The 1555-nt window shown below is 67.7% G+C and carries 2 pseudogenes; one reads left to right on the top strand and one right to left on the bottom strand.

The features are described from left to right. Positions 1-1176: pseudogene (locus tag A2X88_00900) on the bottom strand (hypothetical protein). Positions 1177-1342: 166 nt separating this feature from the next. Between A2X88_00900 and A2X88_00905 the strand changes: the two are divergent. After that, positions 1343-1555, top strand: a pseudogene (locus A2X88_00905) (thioesterase).

Here is a 1555-nt window from a genome sequence, read left to right on the forward strand (position 1 = left end):
CGCGACGCCCGAGCCGTCCGCGGTCCCGGTGCGCGGCGGGTTTCCCGAAACCGTGGTGACCACTCCGCCCAAGGTGACCTGCCGGATCGAGTGGTTCCCGGTATCGGCGGCGAGGAAAAGGGCCGTGATCCCCTCCTGGATGCCGACCCCCCGGATCCCGGAGAACCGTGCGACACTTCCCGTGCCGTCGGAGGATCCCGGAATCCCGGGAAACCCCGCCAGGGTGGTCGTGAACCCGAAGTTCGCGGTGTCCACTTCCCGGATCACGTGGTTTCCCGAGTCCGCGACGAACAGGTCGGTCCCCACGGAGATCAGCGAACGGGGGGAGGAAAATTGGACGGACGTTCCGCTCGTGTTGTCGACGAAGCCGGCGACTCCGTCCCCCGCCAGGATGGATACCTCCCCGGAGGAGAAAGGCGACGCGACCTTCCGGATCGCATGGTTTCCCGTGTCCGCGACGAAGAGGGCGGCCCCGTCGAAGGTAACCCCTTCGGGGGAGTTGAACCGGGCCGCGGTCGCCAGCGTGTTGTCCGCGAACCCGGAGACACCGGATCCGGCGGCGGTCGTCGTCGCTCCGGTGACCGTGTTCACCCACCGGATCTTGTGGTTCCCCGTGTCCGCGACAAAGAGGATCGTCGACCCGTTGGAGGCGATCCCTCCCGGGGAAAAGAATCGCACGTTCGCGTTGCCGGCAGTGTTGTCGGTCGAACCGGCCGTCCCGGGGAGGCCCGCCAGAGTGACGACGGCCCCGGCGGGGCTGACGCTGCGGATCGCGTTGTTGTCGCACACATAGAGGAAGGTGCCCACGGCGGTGATCGCCGTGATCCGGCTGAAGCTGGCGTTCGCCCCGGTCCCGTCCGCCGTCCCGGAAACTCCGAACTTCCCCGCGAAGGTCGTGATGTTTCCCGAGGCGTCGATCCTCCGGATCACATGGTTTTCCGTGTCGGCCACGAAGCGGTTCCCCGTCGAGGTGACGGCCACCCCCCCGGGGGAGTCGAACCGGACCGGGCCCGCCGGGGAGCCGTCGAAGAAGCCGCCCCCCCCGGCGGCGCCCGCCAGGGTCGCCACCGATTCCGCCTTCCCGACCTGGACGTCGCCGCACCCTCCCGTGAGGAGCGCCAGCGGCAGCAGAACCGACAGAAGAAGGGACCGGAACCCATGGGAAACGCGGGGCATGGCTCTCTCCTTTTACGGTCGATGCGCGGGGAGCTTCCCCTGATTGTAATATGAATCGGAGCGCGCCGGAACGGGGGAGGTCCGGTAGGCCGGCCGGTATCTTCCGTTGTGCCCGCGAGGGGAAATCGTCTATCGTCTTTGGAATACCGGCGCGCAGGAGGGGAAGATGAAAGAGACGCTGAAGGTCGGGCTCACGCACACGCACAAGTACCGGGTTCCCGAGAACAAGACGGTGCCGTACCTCTATCCCGAGGCGCCGGCGTTCCAGGCCATGCCGAAGGTGTTCGGCACCGGCTTCATGGTCGGGCTCTTCGAGTGGGCCTGCATCGAGGCGATGGCGCCGCACATGGACCCGGGGGAGGGCAGCGTCGGGACGCTC

This window comes from Deltaproteobacteria bacterium GWC2_65_14 (assembly GCA_001797615.1).
Taxonomy (GTDB): Bacteria; Desulfobacterota; Deferrimicrobia; order Deferrimicrobiales; family Deferrimicrobiaceae; genus GWC2-65-14.